Raw genomic sequence first — 2,827 nt, forward strand, 5'->3', positions numbered from 1 at the left:
ACATCATTATCCGCTAAGGCTTCCGCTACGGCTGAACCAAATCCGCCCATTAAGCTACCCTCTTCTAAAGTGACAACTTTACCAATTTTTTCCGCTAAAGGTAAAATCAATTCAGTATCAAGGGGTTTCACGAAACGAGCATTAATGACGGTGGCTTGGATACCATGTTCGCTCAAAATCTCCGCCGTTTGCATAGCTGTATTAACCATTGTGCCGTAACCGATGAGTAAAATATCGTCACCGTTGCGTAAAATCTCACCCTTACCGATTTCGATTTCTTCCCAACCTTCTTCGGCTAAAGGTACACCTAAACCATTACCACGGGGATAACGCATGGCGATGGCATCAAGCGATATTCCTATTTGACGAGTCTCACCATTAAACCAAAGATTTTAATGGGAGATGCTGAAATACAATCTAACAAACTATACTAATGCTTCAAAAGCTACTCCTTCATACACAAATTGAGTATAATTGGCTAGAATACTATCTCTTTCGGCTTCAGCTACATAAATATAGCTTCCGTTATTGTTGAAACGATGAATATCTGAACCAATACCAGCATTAGCATCAAAAGCATAAAAGGCAATACCTTCAAACATAAATTGAGGATATTGTTCTCGAACGCTAACACTTTCTTCTTCGGTAGCGTATAAATAAGCTCCCGGAATATCGCTGTTTTGGAAACGATTGAAAGCAATTAAATCGTCTTTTTCCTCAAAGGAAAGATTAAAAGCTGATCCTTCTAACTCAAAACCAGGAAAGTTTGTTTCGATGCTTTGACGTTCTTCATTACCTACAAAGATATAAGAACCATCTCCCGTACGGAATCGAAATACTTCATTATCAAGTACGGTTACGATCGTATCATCGTTAATGATTGTACCAACGGCACTAGCAGTGGAAATATTTGCACCTTCAGCACTGATGGTAACGCTAAATGTTTCATTAGATTCGATGGTGGTATCTCCACTTACATTGACAGTAACAGTTTTAGTTGTTTCACCCTCAGCAAATTCTACAACACCAGTGGGTAATGTATCGCCAAAATCATCAGCATTTGCACCATTTTCTCCACTTCCTGTGACGGCATAATTAACCGTTAATGCACCAGTGATGTTTTCACTACGAGTCACAGTAAAGGTAAAGGGTGTTACTCCTTCGTTTCCTTCATTCTTACTGGCATCGGTGGCACTAATGGCTAAACTGGGAAGGATTGGTTCACTCGCTTCGATCGTGATAGTGAAAACATCTGAAGTTGTTAACTCTCCATCATTAGCAAATACACCCACTGTTAAAGTGCCAACATCCTCACTGGTAGGAGTACCACTAAAAGTTAAGGTATCAGCATCAAAGGTTAACCAACTAGGTAAAGGAGTTGTACCATCCTCAAGAGAAGCACTGAAAAATAAAGTATCATCAACATCTGGATCAGTGAAAGTATCCGCTGGAATGATAAAAGTAAAACCATCGCCTTCCTGTGCCGTTTGATCTGCAATGGGTTGACTAACGATGGGGGCTTCATTTATATCACCAATAGCTAAAGTAAAATTAACCGTTGCATCGGGGGTTTCTCCTACTGCTTCATCGTCCACATTCACGGTTACTTGATATTGAGCCTTCGTTTCAAAATCAGGACTAGCACCGATATAGAATAACTCTGTACCCCGAATCTCGAAACTCTCGGCATCAGCACCACTTAAAGAAAGAGCATTAGTGCCTAAAGCATCATCTGTAATAGCAATATCACCTACTTTAATACCATCACCGATAACTGTATTTTCTGCTAATTCGATCGAATTGGTAAGAGTCACTCCCGTCGGTGGTTCATTAACATCCGTGATAGCTAAAGTAAAATCAAAGATAGCATCGGGAGTTGCTCCCACAGTAGTATCATCCACATTGACAGTTACTTGATATTGAGCCTTAGTTTCAAAATCGGGACTAGCACCGATATAGAATAACTCCATACCACGAATCTCAAAACTTTCAGCATCTGTACTACTTAAAGAAAGGTCATTAGTACCTAAAGCATCATCTGTAATTACAATATCACCGACTTTGATACCGTCACCAATAACTGAATTTTCTGCTAAGTCGATCGAATTGGTAACAGTAACGGCGGTAGGAGGCTGATTTGGAAGAGTTTCATCTACATCAATGATATTGAGAGTGAAATCTGTAGTAGCATCGGGAGTTGCTCCCACTGTTTCATCATCCACATTGACGGTTACTTGATATTGAGCCTTTGTTTCAAAATCAGGACTAGCACCGATATAGAATAACTCTGTACCCCGAATCTCGAAACTCTCGGCATCAGCACCACTTAAAGAAAGAGCATTAGTGCCTAAAGCATCATCCGTAATAGCAATATCACCTACCTTAATACCATCACCAATAACTGTATTCTCAACTAATTCTATAACAGTATTGGTAAGAGTCACAGCCGTTGGTGCTTCATTAACATCAGTAATCGCTAAAGTAAAATCAAAGATAGCGTTTGGGGTTTCTCCCACAGTGGTATCGTTCACATTGACGGTTACTTGATATTGAGCCTTAATTTCAAAATCGGGACTAGCACCGATATAGAATAACTCCATACCACGAATCTCAAAACTTTCGGCATCTGTACCACTTAAAGAAAGGTCATTAGTACCTAAAGCATCATCTGTAATTACAATATCACCGACCTTGATACCATCACCAATAACAGTATTTTCGTCTAACTCGATCGAATTGGTAATATTAACCGCCGTTGGTGCTTCATTTACATCAGTAATTGCTAAAGTAAAATTGAATGTAGCGTCAGGAGTATCACCTACGGTAC

The 2,827-nt window shown here is 39.8% G+C and carries 1 protein-coding gene and 1 pseudogene; both read right to left on the minus strand.

Features of this window, described 5'->3' with window-relative positions; genetic code table 11:
- Window positions 1-341, minus strand: a pseudogene (locus ACN4EE_RS22640) (transketolase C-terminal domain-containing protein); the annotation flags it as partial.
- 84 nt (window positions 342-425) lie between these two features.
- On the minus strand, window positions 426-2,827 hold a 2,402-nt coding region (locus ACN4EE_RS22645; protein ID WP_431708779.1), incomplete at its 5' end, for a putative Ig domain-containing protein.

The organism is Geminocystis sp. CENA526 (genome assembly GCF_050753365.1).
Classification (GTDB): Bacteria; Cyanobacteriota; Cyanobacteriia; order Cyanobacteriales; family Cyanobacteriaceae; genus Geminocystis.